The organism is Chitinophaga sp. (assembly GCF_036569185.1).
Lineage (GTDB): Bacteria > Bacteroidota > Bacteroidia > Chitinophagales > Chitinophagaceae > Chitinophaga.
Map to the genome: position 1 here is coordinate 16,722 of NZ_DATCRD010000017.1, position 17,685 is coordinate 34,406.

The following is a 17,685-nucleotide window of genomic DNA, read 5'->3' on the forward strand; positions in this document are numbered from 1 at the left end:
CACATTACAGATAATAATTTTATTTGCCCGTGAAGGATGAAGTGAAAAAAAAGTTTTAAAAAAGATAGAGGGAAACAGAATTTCCTGCGTCAGCAATATAACGGCCATGCCAATGTTTGTTAGAAGTTAGTTTTTTTTAGTTGTGTTTTTAAACCGGGGTTGCATATGGTTCTATGCAACCCTATTTTGCACCACTCTCCATTTTCCCTGTATTCTGTACTTGAATTGTTGATCCCAAATTGTCTTGAGCGGATTTTGTCTGACTCAGGATTATGATGATTATACTGATTTTATTTTTTGGATTTTTAAGGATTCGGGGAGATTTAAGCGAAATAATTGTCTGCTTAAATCTCCCCGATTTATTTATAATCAACTTTATCCAATCCATATAATCAGTATAATCACCATAATCCTGAGTCAGACAATTTACATCGCCGAAGGCGATAATTGCGTATTTTTAAGTAAAACCACGCAAGATGACCGGACCGCTCACTAAACTGAAGAACGCTTACCAACTGCTGAAGAGCATTGATTTCGCCATGCTGGCCAAACTCTCTGAAAAAGTAGACCTGCCCAGGGTAATGGAATCAGTTGGGAAGATGGATGATACACAACTGAACGGGCTCATGAAAATGCTGAGCAGCAGCGGTGGAAAGAAAAAGGAACTGCCGCCCATTGAAGGCGATTTCTACGACCTGGGAGCAAAACTCAATGCAGAAGACCGGGCATTGCAGCTGAAAGTACGCGCATTCATGGAAAAGGAAATACAGCCTATTGTGAATGAATACTGGCTGAAAGCCGAATTCCCCTTTGAGATCATTCCCAAATTCAGGGAGCTGAATATTTGCGGCGTTACCTATGAAGGATACGGCTGCCCTAACCGGTCGTTCCTCATGGAAGGGATCATTGCCATGGAAATGGCCCGTGTTGACGCTTCCGTAGCTACTTTCTTTGGCGTGCAAAGCGGCCTGGCCATGGGCTCAATTTATATGCTGGGCTCCGAAGCGCAGAAACAGGAATGGCTGCCCGGTATGCAGCAGCTGAATATTATCGGCGCATTCGGGCTTACAGAACCGGAGGTAGGCTCAGGTACCGCAGGCGGACTAACCACCACGGCTAAACGCGAAGGCGATACCTGGATACTGAACGGCCAGAAAAAATGGATAGGCAATGCCACCTTTGCAGATGTAATTGTTATATGGGCCAGGGATGTAGACGATAACCAGGTGAAAGGCTTCCTGCTCAGGAAAGATACGCCCGGCTTCAGCGTGGAAAAGATCCATGATAAAATGGCGCTGCGCATTGTACAGAACGGGCTCATCACCCTGAAAGACTGCCGCATTGCGGAATCAGACCGTTTACAAAACGCTTCCTCCTTTAAAGATACCGCCCGCGTACTCCGCATGACACGTGCGGGCGTGGCCTGGGAAGCAGTAGGCTGCGCACGGGGCGCCTATGAGAACGCATTGGCGTATACCCGTAACCGTAAGCAGTTCGGGAAACCTATTGCCGCCTTCCAGCTGATCCAGGGCCACCTGGTGGAGATGCTGTCGAACCTCACCGCTATGCAAACCATGGTATTCCGCCTCTCCGAAATCCAGGATGCCGGCGAACTGAAGGATGAGCATGCATCCCTGGCCAAAGTATTCTGTACCCTGCGCACCCGCGACGTGGTAAGTCGCGCACGCGAAGTGATGGGAGGCAATGGCATCCTGCTGGAATACAATGTGGCAAGGTTTGTAGCAGACGCCGAAGCCATTTACTCCTACGAAGGCACCAAAGAAATTAATTCCCTCATTGTGGGCAGGGCCATTACCGGCTTCAGCGCATTTGTATAAAATATCAGATCTTTTTTATAGTTTGAGTGCCCGATTGCGGTGTATGCCGCAATTAACACTTAATCTGCATCGTTATGAATTCATCAGACAGACGTAATTTTCTCAGGAATGTGTCCCTGGGAACCCTTGCTGCCATTAGCATCCCGGATATTGTTGCCGCTGCGGTGACAACAGAGAAAGCAAAAAAGATTGCACTCAAAAAAGAAAATGTAATACTATTCCAGGGCGATTCCATTACAGATGCGGGCCGTAAACGGGATAATGATCAGCCCAACTCGGGAGGCGCACTGGGCGGTGGTTACGCACTGATGGCGGCATCCGCCATGTTGCTGAAAAATGCAGATAAAAGTCTGAAGATTTATAATAAGGGCATCAGCGGGAATAAAGTATTCCAGCTGGCAGACCGCTGGGATATCGATTGTCTTGCTATTAAGCCTGATGTGCTGAGTATCCTGGTGGGAGTAAATGATTACTGGCATACCCTGAGCAATAATTATAAAGGCACGGTGCAAACCTACCGGGATGATTACGATAAACTTCTGACCCGCACCAGGCAACAGTTGCCCGGTATTCAGCTGATTATCGGCGAGCCCTTTGCCGTGAAAGGAGTAAAAGCGGTAGATGATAAATGGTATCCTGCATTTGATGAATACCGCGCTGCCGCCCGTGAACTGGCATATAAACACCAGGCCATCTTTATTCCTTATCAATCTGTTTTTGACAGAGCACAAAAAGCAGCGCCTGCCGCTTACTGGACCGGCGACGGTGTACACCCCAGCGTAGCGGGCGCCCAGCTGATGGCGGAAGCCTGGCTGCAATGTGTAAAATAATTTCAACATTAAAGGCAGCTTCCTCCGGGAGGCTGTTCTTTTATCTTTAATATTACATGAAATTCTTAAACCCGGATATGAAACAAATAGTTATCTTATTAATGATGATTGGAGTAAATACAACTATCGCCGCGCAGCAACAGCCCATCCACCTGTGGCCTGCTGCAGTACCAGGAGAAACAGCCGCCAAACAAACGGCGAAGGTAACGCCGGATGGCAGCAACCATGTAACCAGGCTTACGGATGTTACAGACCCCGTACTGGAAGTATTTCCCGCTGCCAATGGTAACGGCGCAGGCGTGATCATCTGCCCGGGAGGTGGTTATAGTATCCTGGCCATTAACCTGGAAGGATACGAAGTTGCTGCCTGGCTTAATAAACTCGGATACACCGCTTTTGTATTGCAGTACCGCGTTCCTAAAAAAGAAGCGGGCGCCCTCCAGGATGCGCAACGCGCAATGCGTATTGTACGCAGCAGGGCGTCTGAATGGAAGCTGCAGCCGGATAAGATAGGTATGATGGGCTTTTCCGCAGGAGGAAGTCTTACTGCAAGAACATCCACACAGTATAACGTGCACACCTATACGCCAATCGACCATGCAGATTCATTATCTGCCCGGCCGGCTTTCAGCGCGCTTATTTACCCTGCTTATCTTGATAATGGAGCAAACAGGTCGCTTACCCCTGAACTGGCAATAAACAGTGAAACCCCTTCCATGTTCCTTTTTGCTACGGCAGATGATTATTTTGGCAACAGCGCCCTGGTAATGGCCGGCGCCCTCCGCGACGCCAAAGTGCCGGTGGAACTGCATTTCTACGCCAAAGGGGGCCATGGTTATGGCTTGCGTAAAGGCAACCCTGCGGCAGAAGCCTGGCCCGTACTCATGGAAAAGTGGCTGAAAACTGCGGTGAAGTAAGTTTACATAAATTATAACTTTTCACAAGTAGCTTTTCGAGGGAATAATTGGCTAAATTTGATCCATTATAAAACCTGTTACCATGGGAATTTTTGATAAACTCAGGAATGAATTTATTGACATTATTGAATGGACCGACGTGTCCCCCGATACCATTGTGTGGAAGTTTCCCCGCTACCAGAATGAAATAAAAATGAACGCCAAGCTTACTGTGCGTGAATCGCAGGTGGCCGTTTTTATGAATGAAGGTAAAATTGCCGACGTATTCCAACCCGGCATGTACACGCTTACTACACAGAATATGCCTATTCTCAGCACCTTGCAGGGATGGAAATATGGCTTCAACAGCCCTTTTAAAGCCGATGTGTTCTTTGTGAGCATGCGGCAGTTCACTAACCAGAAATGGGGGACCAAAAACCCGGTAATGCTCCGCGATGCAGAGTTTGGACCGGTAAGGCTCCGTGCATTCGGCAGCTATGCTTTCCGTGTGAAAGATGCTGCACAGTTCCTGAAAGAAGTGGCGGCCACCAATCCTGAATTTACCGTGGAAGGCATCAACGAGCAACTGCGTAATCTCGCAGTTTCCCGTGGTATGGAAGCGGTGGCGGAAGCAAAGGTGCCTGTGTTGGACCTGGCAGCCAACTATGAAGAAGTATCCACCCAGATCACCGGTAAAATAGGCACTGAATTTAATGAGCTTGGACTGGAACTGACCAAGTTCCTCATTGAAAATATTTCCCTGCCGCCGGAAGTGGAAGCTGCGCTGGACAAACGCAGCAGCATGGGCATAGTAGGCAACCTGGGCGCGTATGCGCAATTCCAGGCCGCCAACTCCATGGAGAAGGCAGCGGAAAATCCTTCCGGCGGCGGGCTTGCAGCCGCAGGTTTAGGCGCCGGCATGGGTGCAGCCATGATGGGACAGGTAGGTAACATCTTCCAGAACAATAACCAGCAGGCCAATGCCGGCGCAGGAGCGCCACCTCCGTTACCAGGCGCCGCACCGTTTTTTGTAGCGGTAGATGGTAAACAGGCAGGCCCCTTCGATGGCGACCAGCTCCGTCAGCTGGCAGCTGCCGGCAACCTGAATGCACAAACACTGGTATGGAAAACCGGTATGGCCGCATGGGCCGCCGCCGGAACAGTACCGGAACTGGCTCCTGTATTGGCCACCGTACCACCACCATTACCTTAACTTCAGTAAATTGCCGGCGTCCGGGAGATGCCGGCAGTATTATATCCATACATTCCTATGTCTTTCGAGGAAAAAACAAGTGAAACGGTTAACTCGCTGAAATGCCAGAACTGTGGCGCAATCCTGCACTATGCACCGGGTACCAACAGCCTGAAATGTGAATACTGCGGCACAGTGAATCAAATTGAAGATGATACGGAGCCTGCTGCAGTACGCCCCATAGATTATGATACCTTCATTGCTTCCCAGCAAAATCATACAGAAGTAACACAACAGGCGGTAGTTGTAAAATGCGTGAGCTGCGGCGCTTCCACTACCATGCTGCCCAACGTAACTGCTGATTCATGCCCGTTTTGCGCATCGCCACTGGTGGTAGATACCGCGCAAACTACGTCTATCCTGCAGCCGCATTATGTGCTGCCTTTCGTGGTAAACGATAAAGCAGCAGTACAGCACTTCCAGAAGTGGATGAGTAAACTATGGTTCGCGCCATCGGACCTGGTGAAAAAGGTAAAAAACAGCTCCTCCCAACAATTAAAAGGCGTATACATTCCCCACTGGAGCTACGATACAGATACGTATACCGAGTACTCCGGTTCCCGTGGTGAATATTATTATACAACTGAAAGCTATACGGTAGAAGTAAACGGCCGGACTGAAACCCGCACCCGCCAGGTAAGACATACGGCTTGGTACCCTGCTTCCGGCAGCGTGAACAATAACTTCCGGGATGTACTGGTATCTGCCAGTCCGTCGTTGCCATTAAAAATGGCGCAGATCCTGGAGCCCTGGCATCTTGAACAGCTAAAGAAATACGATGGCCGGTACCTCAGCGGGTTCCGGGCAGAAATTTACCAGACCAACGCGGAACAGGGACTGGTGATCGCAAAAAAGAGAATGGACCCGGTGATCCGCGCGGAAATCTGCGACGACATTGGCGGGGATGAACAACGTATCGACGATTATGAAGTGGAGTATAACCAACTTGGTTTGAAATACCTGCTGCTGCCGGTTTGGATCAGCGCCTACCGGTATAATAATAAGCTTTATCATTTTGTGGTAAATGCCTGCACCGGTGAAGTAACCGGCGACCGCCCATATAGCTGGATTAAAATAACAGGTCTCATCTTAGGCATCATTGCGGCCATTGTGATCATATACCAGGCAACGCAGTCGTAACGCACGCGCCTTTGGCAGCCCCTGGTATTGCCGGTGCCAATACAGCCCGGCGCAGTGTTTTGCGCGTTACGTGGAAAACCATCTACAGCCTTTCTGAATCAGCCCGCTTTTTGTGTATTTCCAGAAATCCGCCACTGGATTGGGTTTTAGCGGATATGTTGGGAAGGGTACCGTTTTTGTAAAGTCTAATGTAAACAGGCACACCATTAGAATTACAAACCCAAAACAATACACAATGAAGAAGCTAATAATTTTATCAGCAACATTCTTAGCCGTGTGGATGACGCAGTCATGTGGCAACAATGCAAAAAATCCGCAATCGGAAACCCCGGTAGACAGTGCCAAGGATGTGAACGAAACCGTGAAACCGGTTGATGAAAAATCATCTGAATTCGCTGTGGAAGCAGCCAATGGAGGTATGATGGAAGTGGAAATGGGTAAGCTTGCACAGGAGAAGGCACAGAATGCAAGAGTAAAAGCTTTTGCTACCATGATGGTAAATGATCACTCCAAGGCCAATGACGAGCTAAAGGCATTAGCCAGCCAGAAAGGTATTACGCTGCCGGCAGAATTATCTACAGAAACTAAAAAACATATCGATGATCTGGGTAAGAAAACCGGTAAAGACTTTGATAAAGATTATATGAGCATGATGGTAGACGATCACGACAAAGATGTCAGCAAGTTTGAGAAAGCATCAGACAATGTAACGGATACGGACCTGAAAACCTGGGCTGCGAAGACATTGCCAACACTGAAGGCACACCAGGATTCTGCTAAAGCAATTAAAGACGCTTTGAAAAAATAATTATCAGTGAATCCAGAGAATAGCAAACAATAGCTTCAAGGGCCAGCTCCTTGAAGCTTTTTTTTAATGAGGCAGTTTTGATTTTAATGCGCCATATATCCAGGTGCCCGCAATCGCGCTCAGCAAAGTAACGCCCACTACTGTGAATCCCATGCCTATCTGGGCAAACAACGGACCCGGACAAGCCCCCGTAATGGCCCACCCAACGCCAAAGATCAATCCTCCGATGATCTGCCCCTTATTAAATGTTTTGGGCGCTACATAAATTGGCTCGCCCTGGATGGTTTTGATCTTAAACCGTTTGATCAGCTGCAGGGAAATGATCCCTGTAATTACCGCGGTGCCAATAACGCCATACATGTGAAAGGAAGTAAGCTGGAACATTTCCTGGATCCGGAACCAGCTGATCACCTGCGCTTTTATCAGCACTATTCCAAAGAAAGTTCCCGCTACCAGGTACTTAATATTTTTCATATCAGTGCAGCCATTTAAAAAGATAAGGAATAAGCAGGTTTGCGCTGAAAAAGCCACCCGCCATAAAACAGCAGGTAGCCACTAAAGATGGCCACTGCAAATTGGATAAACCCATAATAGAATGCCCCGAAGTACAACCTCCTGCATAGCGGGTGCCAAAGCCAACCAGGAAACCGCCCAGTACAAAGAACACCAGTCCTTTCCAGGTAAAGAGATTTGACCAGCTGAATATTTCCGGGGGTAGCAGCGCAGTATAATCATGTACGCCGTAACCGGCCAGCCGTGCCTGTGTAGCTGCAGCCACCTGGATATCGCTGCCATCCTGCAGGTAATGACCGGCAATAAAGCCACCCAGTGCAATACCGGCCACAAAGAAAAGATTCCACGATTCTTTTTTCCAGTCGTACTTAAAGAAAGAAATATCCGCCGGGAAACATGCTGCACAAATATGCCGCAGCGACGAAGAAATGCCAAAGGCCTTATTCCCCAGTATCAGTAGTACCGGTACCGTAAGACCAATCAGCAGCCCCGACACCGACCAGTGCCAGGGCTGCTGAATAAATTTTAAAATTTGCATGGAAAAGGGATTTAGTATTTATAAAAGATCATTATACTCAGGGTGTCTTTTCATATAGGCGTTAATGTAAGGACAGTAGGGTTTTACTTTCAGATGGTTTTCCCTCGCGTACTCCAGCACATATTTGGCCAGTTGGCCGGCAATACCACGGCCTTCCAGCTCAGGAGGCACTTCGGTATGCATAAAGGCGATACCACCCGGAAACAGGGTATAGGCTACCAATGCAGTATGTCCTTCCACTTCAGTTTCAAATTGTCTTTTGCCGGTGTTGTTGGTAATGGTTAGTTCCATATGATGATCAGGATTTGTCTGAGAAATTGATTTTAGTATGTGTACCGTCGCAATAAGGCTTGTTGGAAGATCCGCCGCAACGGCAAAAGGCGGTGACTTTATTTTTATGTGTTTCATTGCCTGCAGCATCCTTTACCACGATGTTGCCATATACCAGCAACGGGCCGTTGGGCATAGGTTCCACGATGCTCTCCGCAGTGATCTGCGGTTCCACGCCCCCTTGTTTTTCCACTTCGGCATTCATGAAAAAGCTCAGCGCCCCGGAGGGGCAATGCCTGATCTGGGATACGATCTGCTCCGTGGTGGCTGCCTCCGCATTGATCCAGGGCTTCTGGTTGGGATTGAATACCGCCGGCAATCCATGGAAGCACATCTCCGAATGGATACATACACCCGGTTTCCATACAATGGTTACCTCTCCGTTTGTGTAGTGTTTGGTAATGTCTTTCATGTTAAACGGCTTTAGTGTTCATGATAATAGGATTGCTCAGCACTTTATGAACAGGGCAGGAGTGGGCGATCTGCTCCAGCCTGGCAATCTGTTCTTCACTGAGGTTACCGGTAAAATGCAGGTCGATATCAATAACGGTGGTTAGCGGGTCCGGTTTGGCAGCGCTGTTGAACCGCAGTTCGATCTCGATATTTTCCACCGGCCACTTTTTCCTGTCGGCATACATTTTAAGCGTGATAGCGGTGCAGGATCCCAGGCTGCTCAGCAATAATTCTCCCGGTTGGGGGCCGGTATCGTTACCACCGGCTTCTATCGGTTCATCTGCGAGCCAGCGGTGGTCTCTGGTATCTATCGACACCTGGTAAGGGCGACCGGATAAACTTACTCTAACTTCCTGGTCCATATATTTTTTTTACTGAAAATTATCTTTTATCCATTGTGCTGCCAGTGTAACATCCTGTTGTACCAGGTTATGACCGGCAGGGATATCAACGGCGCTTACCTTAAATCCATTACTGCTTAAAAGCGCTGCGTATGCTGCTGTTGCTGCGGGATCAACCGTGCCGTCCTGCGTGCCGGAGCTCATAAATACGGGCGTCTGCCGCTGTGTTTCGAAGCTGTCTTCAATACCGCTTAACGGCTGCATAGGACGGAATAATACGGCGCCTGCCAGCAATTCAGGATATAAAATAAGCACGGCGCCTGCAATATTGGCCCCGTTGGAATAACCAACAGCTACCAGTTTATTGACATCGAAGCCTTCTGTAACCGCTAATTCCTTCAGGAAATGTACCATTTCATGCGTTCTGAAATGTACGTCTTCTTCGTCAAATACGCCCATGCCTAAACGACGGAAGAAGCGGGGCATCCCATGTTCCTGTACGTTGCCCCTGAGGCTTAATACATTAAATCCTTTTCCAAGCGACTTAGCCAATGGCAGCAGATCCCGTTCGTCTCCGCCGGTGCCATGCAACAGCAGTAACGTATAGGCGGCAGGGTTACCCGCCGCCTCATATACATACTGCATAGGTTTAAAATCCATATCAGTCCAGTTTAATCAGTTTTTTCACAATCTCTTCCCGCTGCGGCTCATACTGCGGCGGCAGCATCAGGTGGGTGCCCAGTTCCGCTGCCGGCTCATCTACCGTGAAGCCCGGCACATCGGTAGCCAGCTCGAATAAAACGCCGCCCGGTTCCCTGAAGTAAACAGACCTGAAATATTTACGGTCCAGCTGCGGCGTAACATTCAGCCCCCGGTCTTCCAGCAGCTGCCGGTAATGCAGTTGCATGGCATCGTCTTTCATGCGAAAGGCAATATGATGCACACTGCCGCCGGCAACATGCCCGCGGGGCTCTCCCTTGGCTTCCACCAGGTCGATGTAATTAGCCGTATCCCCGGCCGGGCTTACAAAGCGGTAACGGTTGGTATGATGCTTTGCCAGCTTATATCCGAACACCGATACCAGCAGGTCGGCCGTGGGCTGCACATCTTCCAGCGTGAGGGTCACATGATGGAATCCCCGGGTAGCATGCTCTTCGCCCACTTCAGCGGTGGTCCATGGTATGCGCTGATCCGGTTTTTCCGGTACGGTCAGTTCTACTTTCAGCCCATCGGGATCTATAAAGGTGAGGTATATATCCCCGAATTTGGCAGAAGGTTTATTATAGATGATATTCTCTTTTTCAAATCTTTTTAACCAGAAGTCGATACTGCCTTCCGGGATACTGTAGCCTACTTCGGTAGCCATATGGGTGCCCCGGCGGCCGGCAGTGATATCTTCCCAGGGAAAGAAAGTGAGGATAGTGCCGGGTGTGCCGGTTTCATCCCCATAATAAAAATGATAAGTGTGTGGATCATCAAAGTTCACCGTTTTCTTTACAAAACGTAATCCCATCACACGGGTATAAAAATCAAAGTTCTTCTTCGCATTGCCCGAAATGGCCGTGATATGATGCAGGCCTGTTATTTCATTCATAATTCCGTTTTTTAAGTGGGCTGTTAGTCTTTGTACCACCAAAGACTAACAGCGGATAATCTTACTGCTTCTTAATCAGCTGCACTTCCCCGTAAATTTTCACGTCGTCGCCTACCACTACGCCACCGGCTTCGGTAGCGGCATTCCAGGTAAGGCCGAAATCCTTACGGTTAATTTTTCCATTGATAGTGAAACCGGCCCTGGTATTGCCCCAGGGGTCTTTTACCACACCGCCGAATTCAACTGCCAGCTTAATATTTTTAGTGATACCACGGATGGTCAGATCTCCATATAGTTCATAAGAACCATCGTTGTCAACATTCTCATACCTGGTAGTTTCAAAAATGATATCCTTATAGGTGTTCACATCAAAGAAGTCCGGCGAGCGGAGATGCTTATCCCTGTCGGCATTGCCTGTTGAGATGGAGTCTATATCCACCGCTACTCTCACTTTGGCCGTCATAAAATCTTCTCCTTCCGTTTCTGCATCTACGGTAAAGGTGTTGAACTTACCGTTGATATTGGTGATCATAAGGTGACGGATTTTAAATCCCAGCTCACTGTGACTGGCGTCTGCTACCCATTGTTGTTTTGCCATAAGTAAATGTAGTTTTTAATGAATCAATGAATTTGTAATGCCGCGTAAACCGCTGCAGGATTATATTTTAACAAGATCAAACACCTATTGTTCAATCTCTTTCTATCACAAATATCGGGTGATAACAGTTGGGTTCAAATGGATCAAATACACTTAATGATGTACTTTTTGTGTATGCACTTAAAGGTAAGGAATATATCGGTAAGCCCTTTATTATCAAATGATGTATAATTTTTTTCAAATACTTCAAACTTTATGCTTGAAAGATTGTTTGGAGGTGTTGAGGCGGAACCCGGTGTTATTCCCATTGCCGGTTGCCGGGATTAAGACATTTGAATAAGCGGCAACAATCCATATCTTTGTAAACGGATGTATGCAATTGTAGATATTGAAACGACAGGCGGCCATGCCAGCGCCAACGGCATTACGGAGATCGCTGTATTCCTGTACGACGGGAAGGAAGTGACACAGCATTACCAGACCCTGGTAAACCCCGGAATCCCCATTCCTTATTACATAGAATCGCTGACGGGCATCAGCAACAGTATGGTGGCGGATGCGCCTCCCTTTGAGGCTATAGCCCCTTTGCTATACGATTTGCTGAAGGACCGGATCTTCGTGGCGCACAATGTAAATTTCGACTACTCTTTTATAAAGCACCAGCTGGGCAATGCCGGGTTTGACCTGCAAAGTAAAAAGCTATGTACGGTACGACTGGGACGCAAAATATTCCCGGGGCTCAAATCTTACAGCCTTGGTAATATCTGCCGCCATTTTGGTATCCCTGTAAATGGCCGGCACCGGGCCGGGGGGGATGCAGAAGCCACTACTGTGCTTTTCGGAATGCTGCTGGCCAATGATAAGGAGAAAGTGATCGCGTCTATGCTGAAGGCGGGATCTAAAGAACAGTTCCTGCCGCCCAACCTGCCACCGGACCAGGTGAAGGGATTGCCAGCACATCCCGGCGTTTATTATTTCCACGACCACAAAGATAAAGTAGTATATGTAGGCAAGGCAAAGGACCTGGGTAAACGGGTGAACAGCCACTTTACCGGGCATAGCACCAGCCGGCAACGACAGAACTTCCTGCGTACCATTCACCGCATTTCCTACCAGGAAACGGCTACAGAGCTGATGGCCTGTATCCTGGAATCGGTGGAGATAAAGCGCCTGTGGCCTGTTTTCAACTACGCCCAGAAACGGGTGGAGTTCAGGTATGGATTCTATCTCTTTGAAGACCAGCAGGGCTACCTGCGCCTCGCCATAGAAAAGAAACGGAAGTACTCGCATCCCGTGCACAGCTTTAACCTGCTGATAGACGGGCACCGCCTGTTACGCTCCCTGATAAAGGAGTTCAGCCTATGCCCCAAGCTCTGCTTCCTGCAGAAAGGGGAGGGCACCTGTGCAGGCATCACTGCCGGAACCTGTAACGGCGCCTGCCGCAAGGCCGAAGCGCCGGAAATCTATAATGAACGTATAAGAGCAGCCATCGCATTCCTGCAGGAGCAACAGCCCTCCGTAATCATCGTGGACAAAGGACGCAACAGCAGCGAGAAAAGCTGCATCCTGATGGAGAAAGGCCGTTTTTACGGCATGGGCTACATCCCCGCGGAAGTAAACGCTTCTGAAGCGGAACATGTCAGGGAATACCTTACCCCATACGCCGAAAACGAAGTGATCATCAACCTGCTCCGGCCATACGCGAGTTTCGTCTGACTCAGGATTATGATGATTTCGCTGATTTCGCTGATTTTTACTTTTTGAATTATAATGGGAGACGAGAACGGCTATATCCGCTCACATCTCTCTTAACTGAAATTACAAAACTCAAAAAACTAAAATCAGCGAAATCAGCGAAATCATCATAATCCTGAGCCAGACAACCTTCGCACAAAAAAAATTACGCAATCGCAATAAGTGAACCGTTTCCTGATTACTTTTGCATCGCGTCAGGCATATTTCATCTTTAATTATTAATATTTTTTTATTCATGTTAGAGTCAAGTTTCAAATTACCAGGTCAGACTGCCTTTTACAAAGGGAAAGTACGCGATGTTTACACCATTGATAACAGGCTGCTGGTAATGGTTGTAAGCGACCGCATCTCTGCATTTGACGTGGTGCTGCCCCGGCCCATTCCATTCAAAGGACAGGTATTGAACAAAGTGGCCGCCATTATGCTGGAAGCCACTAAAGACATTGTTCCTAACTGGGTAAAATCTTCTCCGCTGCCCAATGTAACCATAGGGCTGAAGTGCGAAACCTTCCCGGTGGAAATGGTGGTACGCGGTAATCTTACCGGTCATGCCTGGAGGACCTATAAGTCCGGCCAGCGTGTACTTTGCGGTGTAACCATGCCGGAAGGGCTGAAAGAAAACGATTTCTTCCCATCGCCCATCATTACGCCCACCACGAAGGCCCATGAAGGTCATGATGAGGATATTTCCCGTGAAGAGATCATTGCAAGGGGGCTGGTGAGCAAAGAAGACTATGAGCAACTTGAAAAGTATACCCTCGCCTTATTTGAAAGAGGCAGGGAACTGGCTGCCAAACGCGGACTGATCCTGGTAGATACCAAATACGAATTCGGTAAGATCGGTGATACCATCTACGTGATCGATGAGATCCATACACCGGATTCATCCCGTTATTTTTACGCGGAAGGATATGAAGAAAACCAGAAAAATGGCGTTCAGCAGAAACAGCTCAGTAAGGAATTTGTACGCGAATGGCTGATGGCAAACGGTTTCCAGGGTAAGGATGGGCAGCAGGTACCGGAAATGACAGACGAATTTGTTAATAGTGTAAGCGAACGGTACATTGAACTGTTTGAAAATATTACCGGTCAGAAATTTGTGAAAGAAGAAGTAGCGGCTGCGGATGCAGCATCCAGGATCATAGCCGCACTGAAAAATTTATAATCACAGGAATCGCTCCGGTGCAATGCCGGGGCGGTTTTTATCCCTTATGTGCACGATGAAATTACAATTGATCTCCGCGGCAGTTTGTTTGTTAAGCATCACCGCCTGCAACAATGCCACCAAATCTCCTAAAGAATTAAGCAGCGAAGAAGTACTGGAGCTGGCAGGAAAATCGCCGGGAATGAACGCCGGCAGAGGCACCTTTTCAGTAACCGCTCCCGCCGGCTGGACAAAGACAGATACCGTGATGAGCCGGATAGAATATACCTTTATGATGGCGCCGCCCGGCGACGACAGCACCTTCCGGGCCAACGTGAATATTGTTACCCAGGAACTGAAACCCGGATTTACACTGGATAAGGTGATGGAAAGCACCCAGAAAGAAATGGAGAACTTCTTCGTGGATTATAAAAAGACCGACAACGGGGAACGTACCGTTACCGGTGTAAAAGCCAAATGGATGAAATGCCAGTATGCCCACCGGGAAACCGGCACCCTGCTTAACGGGGAGGTCACCATCCTGGTAAAAAACAATATCGCCTACGCCATCACACTTACTACGCTGGCCAACGACCTGGTAAAGTACGAACCGGCGCTGGAAGAGATCCTCAGTTCTTTTACAACGAAATAAGCGCTGTAAATTTTCAGGAAGAAGACCCGTGCAGAGCGATTCTTTGCACGGGTCTTCCTGTTTACAGCTATATGCGCTGAATGCCTTATTTTTGCTGGCAAAACTGATGACCGTTGAAACACCTTGCCGCACTTAATAAATACTTTCTTACCAATAAATGGCTGCTGATCCTTGGACTGTTGTTTACCGCCATATCCATTGTATTCAGCGTGTTCCAGCCCATCATGGTACGCCAGATCTTTGACCTGCTGGCGCATAATATAGACGAATACCGGCTGCTGGATAACACCGCCCTGAAAGTGGCTTTCCGCGGCGATTTTACGCATGTGCTGGCCTTTTACGGGGTGAGTATTCTGCTGTTTGCATTGCTGAGCGGGTTCTTTTTATTCCTGCAGCGGCAAACGCTCATTGTAATGAGCCGTCATATTGAGTACGACCTGAAGAATGAAATTTACCAGCATTACCAGAAACTGGATCTTAACTTTTTTAAGATGCATCGCACCGGCGATCTCATGAGCCGGATCACAGAAGACGTATCACGGGTACGCATGTACGTAGGACCTGCTATTATGTATGCTTCCCGCACCCTGTTCCTGATTGTGATCATTGTATACCTGATGCTGCAGGTGAACCCGTTGTTAACGCTGTATACCTTATCGCCATTGCCTTTCCTGGCCTTAACCATTTACTATGTAAACAGGATCATTCACCGTAAAAGTGAAAGGATCCAGGCGCAGTTATCCAACATCACGTCCATTGCGCAGGAATCTTATTCCGGTATCCGGGTCATAAAATCATATATCCAGGAAGACGCCAGTGCAAAGCATTTTGAAGAAGCCAGTGAAGCATATAAGAACAGTTCTATCAGTCTTGCTAAAACAGACGCCCTGTTCCAGCCCACCATGGCGCTGATGATAGGTCTGAGTGTGATCCTCACTATTTTCATTGGCGGGATCCAGGTAATTGAAGGAAACATTACCGTGGGCAACCTGGCCGAATTTGTGATCTATGTGAATATGCTGATGTTCCCGTTCTTTTCCATCGGGATGGTAGCTTCTATGATCCAGCGTGCGGCCGCCTCACAGCAACGGATAAACGAATTTCTGCAGATTGAGCCCACCATTAAGGACGCGCCCGGCGCCAGGGTGGTGAAACTGCAAGGGGAGGTACAACTGGAAAACGTAACGTTTACGTATCCGCATACAGGCATCACCGCCATTAGTAATTTTAACCTGCATATCCGGCCCGGGCAGAAGGTGGCCATTATTGGCCGCACCGGCTCCGGTAAAAGTACGCTGGCGCAACTGCTGATACGGATGTACGATCCGCAGGAAGGAAAAGTGATGGTAGATGGACAGGATATCCGGGAATTACAGCTAAGCAACCTGCGGGGACAGATCAGCTATGTGCCGCAGGATGTGTTCCTGTTTTCCGACAGCATTGCCAATAATATCCGCTTCGGCAATCCCAGCGCTACTATCCAGGAGGTGCAAACTGCCGCCCGGCAGGCTTCCGTGGAAAAGGATATCCTGGGCTTCAACGAAGGCTTTGAAACCGCCATCGGGGAGAGGGGCGTAACGCTCAGCGGGGGCCAGAAACAGCGTATTTCCATAGCCAGGGCGCTGATCAAGGATCCGGATATCCTCCTTTTCGACGACTGCTTATCAGCCGTGGATGCCCGTACAGAGAAGGAGATCATTGGTAACCTGTATGCCTATCTGAAAAACAAAACGGCTATTATCATCACCCACCGGATCTTTGCTTTGTTTGAGTTCGATAGCATAATTGTACTGGATGAAGGGAAAATTGTGGAGCAGGGGACACATAATGAATTATTATCATTGAATGGTTATTATGCAGAGCTGTATGCACGTCAGCAATCAGGTGATGAAGAAAGTATAAGTGAATAGCAATCATTTGCTTGCATATGCCCTGCCGGGGCCGGTTACAGCCGGGTTTTATGATTTTTCAAAATCATTTAAAAATATTTTGATATTTGTAAAACAATAGTATATTTGTCTCTTATTGTAACAGGATTTGATTCGTTAACACTTAAATCTATCAACTGTGGCGTACGAAAACAACAATCAACAGGAAAGAAACAATGATAGCATCTTTTCTAAACGATTGAAAGCGGGCAAAAGAAGAACATACTTCTTTGATGTAAAGACCACTCGGGGAAACGACTATTTTCTTACTATCACAGAAAGTAAGAAGCGTTTTAATGACAACGGTTATGACAGGCACAAAGTATTCCTGTACAAGGAAGACTTCAACAAGTTCCTGAATGCATTAACCGAAACCATCAACTATGTTAAAACTGAGTTGATGCCCGATTTCGACTTTGATGCCTACAACCATGATTATGTGCAGGAAGAACAGGACGAAACAGATGCAGATGGATCTGAAGTTCGCACTTCAGCGATCCCTGTAGCGGTAGAAGTACCTGTTGAGGCGTCAGTAGCCGCCCCGGCTTCACATAGCTCTGATGAGGTAGACAAATGGTAAGATTTTTACTTAAAGATTTTTACTTTAAATAATTGGCAACCTCCGGATTTCTCCGGGGGTTTTTTATTGCCTTCGGCAATGAAATTGTCTTGGAGCAGGATTACGCTGATTATACTGATTTTTCTGATTGGACTTTTTGGAATTTTATAAAAGAGTAAGGGAGATAAAAGCGTATCCGCTTCTATCTCCCTTACTCTTTTATATCATTTATTATCTTACAAAATCACACATAATCCGATCAGAAAAATCAGTATAATCAGCGTAATCCTGCTCCAAGACAATTTCATCGCCGAAGGCGATCCTACGCTATCCGCATACCTTTCCAGGCGTTGATCAGGCCGTTGGTACTGGCGTCGTGATTGAGGATGATGTCATTGTTTTCCAGTTCAGGCAGTATTTTGCTGGCCAGTTGTTTACCCAGTTCCACACCCCATTGGTCGAAGCTGAAGATATTCCAGATCACGCCCTGAACAAAGATCTTGTGCTCATACAGGG

General features: G+C 47.8%; 19 protein-coding genes and 1 pseudogene. 11 read left to right on the forward strand and 9 right to left on the reverse strand.

Features of this window, described 5'->3' with window-relative positions; translation table 11 throughout:
• The first annotated feature begins 476 nt into the window (after window positions 1-476).
• The 6 genes from VIM72_RS01180 (at window position 477) to VIM72_RS01205 (ending at window position 6,764) form a co-directional block, all read left to right on the forward strand.
• A complete protein-coding gene (locus VIM72_RS01180) occupies window positions 477-1,838 on the forward strand; it encodes an acyl-CoA dehydrogenase family protein (protein WP_332001041.1) in 1,362 nt (453 codons plus the stop codon).
• Between the two features lie 74 nt (window positions 1,839-1,912).
• The gene (locus tag VIM72_RS01185) at window positions 1,913-2,668 is read left to right on the forward strand and encodes an SGNH/GDSL hydrolase family protein (protein ID WP_332001042.1); all 756 of its coding nucleotides are present in this window, start codon (window positions 1,913-1,915) and stop codon (window positions 2,666-2,668) included.
• A gap of 77 nt (window positions 2,669-2,745) precedes the next feature.
• Window positions 2,746-3,585 (forward strand): alpha/beta hydrolase, encoded by an 840-nt coding sequence (locus VIM72_RS01190; protein WP_332001043.1) that lies wholly within the window; start codon window positions 2,746-2,748, stop codon window positions 3,583-3,585.
• An 82-nt stretch (window positions 3,586-3,667) separates the two neighbouring features.
• A complete protein-coding gene (locus VIM72_RS01195; protein ID WP_332001044.1) occupies window positions 3,668-4,777 on the forward strand; it encodes an SPFH domain-containing protein in 1,110 nt (369 codons plus the stop codon).
• Between the two features lie 57 nt (window positions 4,778-4,834).
• The gene (locus tag VIM72_RS01200; protein ID WP_332001045.1) at window positions 4,835-5,956 is read left to right on the forward strand and encodes a zinc finger domain-containing protein; all 1,122 of its coding nucleotides are present in this window, start codon (window positions 4,835-4,837) and stop codon (window positions 5,954-5,956) included.
• 235 nt (window positions 5,957-6,191) lie between these two features.
• Window positions 6,192-6,764: a DUF4142 domain-containing protein gene (locus VIM72_RS01205; RefSeq protein ID WP_332001046.1), complete on the forward strand. Its 573-nt coding sequence runs from the start codon at window positions 6,192-6,194 to the stop codon at window positions 6,762-6,764.
• A gap of 63 nt (window positions 6,765-6,827) precedes the next feature.
• On the opposite strand, the gene VIM72_RS01210 is transcribed toward VIM72_RS01205, so the two are convergent.
• From VIM72_RS01210 to VIM72_RS01245, 8 genes are all read right to left on the reverse strand, one after another.
• Window positions 6,828-7,238, reverse strand: coding sequence for a DUF6691 family protein (locus tag VIM72_RS01210; protein ID WP_332001047.1), 411 nt, complete (start codon window positions 7,236-7,238; stop codon window positions 6,828-6,830).
• Window position 7,239: 1 nt separating this feature from the next.
• Window positions 7,240-7,815, reverse strand: a complete 576-nt coding sequence (locus tag VIM72_RS01215; RefSeq protein WP_332001048.1) for a YeeE/YedE family protein — start codon at window positions 7,813-7,815, stop codon at window positions 7,240-7,242.
• An 18-nt stretch (window positions 7,816-7,833) separates the two neighbouring features.
• Entirely contained in the window at window positions 7,834-8,106 is a 273-nt protein-coding gene (locus VIM72_RS01220) for a GNAT family N-acetyltransferase (protein WP_332001049.1), read from the reverse strand.
• Between the two features lie 7 nt (window positions 8,107-8,113).
• Complete coding sequence (locus VIM72_RS01225; protein ID WP_332001050.1) at window positions 8,114-8,557, reverse strand: (4Fe-4S)-binding protein; 444 nt, start codon at window positions 8,555-8,557, stop codon at window positions 8,114-8,116.
• Between the two features lies 1 nt (window position 8,558).
• Entirely contained in the window at window positions 8,559-8,960 is a 402-nt protein-coding gene (locus VIM72_RS01230; protein WP_332001051.1) for an OsmC family protein, read from the reverse strand.
• 9 nt (window positions 8,961-8,969) lie between these two features.
• Window positions 8,970-9,599 (reverse strand): alpha/beta hydrolase, encoded by a 630-nt coding sequence (locus VIM72_RS01235; RefSeq protein WP_332001052.1) that lies wholly within the window; start codon window positions 9,597-9,599, stop codon window positions 8,970-8,972.
• A gap of 1 nt (window position 9,600) precedes the next feature.
• Window positions 9,601-10,533, reverse strand: coding sequence for a ring-cleaving dioxygenase (locus VIM72_RS01240; RefSeq protein ID WP_332001053.1), 933 nt, complete (start codon window positions 10,531-10,533; stop codon window positions 9,601-9,603).
• Window positions 10,534-10,594: 61 nt separating this feature from the next.
• The gene (locus VIM72_RS01245) at window positions 10,595-11,131 is read right to left on the reverse strand and encodes a YceI family protein (RefSeq protein ID WP_332001054.1); all 537 of its coding nucleotides are present in this window, start codon (window positions 11,129-11,131) and stop codon (window positions 10,595-10,597) included.
• A gap of 369 nt (window positions 11,132-11,500) precedes the next feature.
• On the opposite strand from VIM72_RS01245, the gene VIM72_RS01250 reads away from it, so the two are divergent.
• From VIM72_RS01250 to VIM72_RS01270, 5 genes are all read left to right on the forward strand, one after another.
• Window positions 11,501-12,847, forward strand: coding sequence for an exonuclease domain-containing protein (locus VIM72_RS01250; RefSeq protein ID WP_332001055.1), 1,347 nt, complete (start codon window positions 11,501-11,503; stop codon window positions 12,845-12,847).
• Window positions 12,848-13,121: 274 nt separating this feature from the next.
• Window positions 13,122-14,051, forward strand: a complete 930-nt coding sequence (locus VIM72_RS01255; RefSeq protein WP_332001056.1) for a phosphoribosylaminoimidazolesuccinocarboxamide synthase — start codon at window positions 13,122-13,124, stop codon at window positions 14,049-14,051.
• Window positions 14,052-14,106: 55 nt separating this feature from the next.
• Window positions 14,107-14,682 (forward strand): LpqN/LpqT family lipoprotein, encoded by a 576-nt coding sequence (locus VIM72_RS01260; RefSeq protein ID WP_332001057.1) that lies wholly within the window; start codon window positions 14,107-14,109, stop codon window positions 14,680-14,682.
• Between the two features lie 113 nt (window positions 14,683-14,795).
• A complete protein-coding gene (locus tag VIM72_RS01265) occupies window positions 14,796-16,592 on the forward strand; it encodes an ABC transporter ATP-binding protein (RefSeq protein WP_332001058.1) in 1,797 nt (598 codons plus the stop codon).
• A 157-nt stretch (window positions 16,593-16,749) separates the two neighbouring features.
• Entirely contained in the window at window positions 16,750-17,190 is a 441-nt protein-coding gene (locus tag VIM72_RS01270) for a DUF3276 family protein (RefSeq protein WP_332001059.1), read from the forward strand.
• A 301-nt stretch (window positions 17,191-17,491) separates the two neighbouring features.
• Here the strand turns inward: VIM72_RS01270 and pgi are convergent.
• A pseudogene (gene pgi / locus VIM72_RS01275) lies at window positions 17,492-17,685 on the reverse strand (glucose-6-phosphate isomerase); the annotation flags it as partial.

Excerpts from the sequence above, each read along its gene's own strand:
- VIM72_RS01185 (WP_332001042.1), top strand. The coding sequence starts at position 1,913 with ATGAATTCATCAGACAGACGTAATTTTCTCAGGAATGTGTCCCTGGGA.
- VIM72_RS01205 (WP_332001046.1), top strand. The coding sequence starts at position 6,192 with ATGAAGAAGCTAATAATTTTATCAGCAACATTCTTAGCCGTGTGGATG.
- VIM72_RS01250 (WP_332001055.1), top strand. The coding sequence starts at position 11,501 with ATGTATGCAATTGTAGATATTGAAACGACAGGCGGCCATGCCAGCGCC.
- VIM72_RS01200 (WP_332001045.1), top strand. The coding sequence starts at position 4,835 with ATGTCTTTCGAGGAAAAAACAAGTGAAACGGTTAACTCGCTGAAATGC.
- VIM72_RS01235 (WP_332001052.1), bottom strand. The coding sequence starts at position 9,599 with ATGGATTTTAAACCTATGCAGTATGTATATGAGGCGGCGGGTAACCCT.
- VIM72_RS01240 (WP_332001053.1), bottom strand. The coding sequence starts at position 10,533 with ATGAATGAAATAACAGGCCTGCATCATATCACGGCCATTTCGGGCAAT.
- VIM72_RS01190 (WP_332001043.1), top strand. The coding sequence starts at position 2,746 with ATGAAACAAATAGTTATCTTATTAATGATGATTGGAGTAAATACAACT.
- VIM72_RS01180 (WP_332001041.1), top strand. The coding sequence starts at position 477 with ATGACCGGACCGCTCACTAAACTGAAGAACGCTTACCAACTGCTGAAG.
- VIM72_RS01230 (WP_332001051.1), bottom strand. The coding sequence starts at position 8,960 with ATGGACCAGGAAGTTAGAGTAAGTTTATCCGGTCGCCCTTACCAGGTG.
- VIM72_RS01260 (WP_332001057.1), top strand. The coding sequence starts at position 14,107 with ATGAAATTACAATTGATCTCCGCGGCAGTTTGTTTGTTAAGCATCACC.
- VIM72_RS01245 (WP_332001054.1), bottom strand. The coding sequence starts at position 11,131 with ATGGCAAAACAACAATGGGTAGCAGACGCCAGTCACAGTGAGCTGGGA.
- VIM72_RS01220 (WP_332001049.1), bottom strand. The coding sequence starts at position 8,106 with ATGGAACTAACCATTACCAACAACACCGGCAAAAGACAATTTGAAACT.
- VIM72_RS01210 (WP_332001047.1), bottom strand. The coding sequence starts at position 7,238 with ATGAAAAATATTAAGTACCTGGTAGCGGGAACTTTCTTTGGAATAGTG.
- VIM72_RS01225 (WP_332001050.1), bottom strand. The coding sequence starts at position 8,557 with ATGAAAGACATTACCAAACACTACACAAACGGAGAGGTAACCATTGTA.
- VIM72_RS01215 (WP_332001048.1), bottom strand. The coding sequence starts at position 7,815 with ATGCAAATTTTAAAATTTATTCAGCAGCCCTGGCACTGGTCGGTGTCG.
- VIM72_RS01255 (WP_332001056.1), top strand. The coding sequence starts at position 13,122 with ATGTTAGAGTCAAGTTTCAAATTACCAGGTCAGACTGCCTTTTACAAA.
- VIM72_RS01195 (WP_332001044.1), top strand. The coding sequence starts at position 3,668 with ATGGGAATTTTTGATAAACTCAGGAATGAATTTATTGACATTATTGAA.